Source organism: Pararhodobacter sp. SW119 (assembly GCF_017811755.1).
Lineage (GTDB): Bacteria > Pseudomonadota > Alphaproteobacteria > Rhodobacterales > Rhodobacteraceae > Pararhodobacter.
Genome location: NZ_JADDJF010000146.1, coordinates 1 through 1,553 on the forward strand (window position 1 = coordinate 1; position 1,553 = coordinate 1,553).

Annotated in this window: 1 protein-coding gene; it reads left to right on the forward strand. The window is 60.9% G+C overall.

All coding sequences use genetic code 11. The features are described 5' to 3' along the window. The first annotated feature begins 444 nt into the window (after positions 1-444). On the forward strand, positions 445-1,443 hold the full coding sequence (locus IM708_RS20930; protein WP_245243370.1) for a PHB depolymerase family esterase: 999 nt from the start codon (positions 445-447) through the stop codon (positions 1,441-1,443). Positions 1,444-1,553 lie beyond the last annotated feature (110 nt).

Sequence of the window (1,553 nt, forward strand, 5' to 3'; positions counted from 1 at the left end):
CGCAGCCAGTGGCCGTGACCATCGATGATCCGCACGCGGTGCGGACCGGCATCGCTCCACGACGAGAACGCGACACTGCGCATGTCTTTCGTCGCGCCGGGAGCGAAACACGGCGCGCGTTTCGTGAATAGATTTCCCTATTATCCACGAGAAAAAGCGAAGACGCTTCAGACTTGTGTGCGGCGCTTTGCGGGATTCTGGACATTCGCCGCAGGTGCCCTGGTTCTTTTCGCGGTCGCAGATCCACCGACGTGAAGGGCGGAGAGCTGACGGATACGCATGCGGCAGTGCGATCGCGGCATCTGGCTGAAGCAGCCATTCCATCGTGCGCCTCCGAGTGCGAATTGCCCGGTTGCCGCGTGGCGCGAGGAGCCCGGAGCCGACATCCGCCACAGCGCGGCGCGATAAATTGCTCCCCAGGTGCAGCGACAATCTGCGCGTTCAATGCCGCAGCGCGGAACGATGCTCTCTTGCTCCCGTTGTCACTGCTGCAATGCAGCATCTTCGGGATCGACCGAGTACGGTATTGAACAGGAGCCTGACGATATGAGCTATCACTCTACTTTGACCGGCCTCAGGGACTTCGGAACCGATCCCGGGGCTTTGAGCGCGAACATCTACATTCCGAAGAGCTACCGGAGGAACGGTCCACTCGTTGTCGCGCTGCACGGATGTGCCCAGTCGCCCGAGAGCTACAACCTCGGATCGGGCTGGTCCGATCTTGCCGACGAATACGGGATGGCACTTCTGTTTCCAAGGCAGAACCGGAAGAACAATGCCCTTCGCAGCTTCAACTGGTTCAAGTTGGGCGACAGTCGCCGTGGCGCCGGCGAACCGCTTTCCATTCGCCAGATGGTCGGGCAGGTCGTCGATGATCACAACGTCGACCCTTCGCGTGTTTTCATAACGGGGTTGTCCTCGGGCGGGGCGATGACAGCGGTGATGCTGGCCGCTTACCCCGAAGTGTTTGCAGGCGGTGCGATCATAGCGGGGCTGCCCTATCGTACCGCAATCACCCCCATCCAGGCGCTCGTTCGCATGAAGGGTTATGGCGGCCCGTCTGACCGAAGACTCGACGCACTTGTGCGCGGAGCTTCGCGATTTGCCGGCTCCTGGCCAACAATCTCGGTCTGGCACGGCGAAAGCGACAAGACCGTCGACAGTTCCAACGCCGAATCCATTGTCCGCCAGTGGCAGAAGATCCACGGGGTCAAGGGCGCCCCCACCCGGATCGAGGACGTCGACGGCTTTCCCCGCCGGGTCTGGGCCGACGCAGACGGGCGAGAGCTGATCGAGGAATTCATCATCGGCGGAATGGGTCACGGCGCGCCTATCCGCGCCGGGGGAGAAGAGGGCCTCGGGGAGGAAGGCAAATTCATGCTGGAAGTCGGCATTTCCTCGACCCGCCACATAGCGGATTTCTGGGGTCTGCGGCGCAATTGAGGTTTGCCGGAAGCGTTTCCGCTAAGATTTTCGCACTGGCAGCGAATGGCGGCTTCGTCCGGATTCTGTTGAAAAACTCGGGCCTCCCAAGAACTTTCTGATTTATCTAA

Excerpts from the sequence above, each read along its gene's own strand:
- IM708_RS20930 (WP_245243370.1), top strand. The coding sequence starts at position 445 with ATGCCGCAGCGCGGAACGATGCTCTCTTGCTCCCGTTGTCACTGCTGC.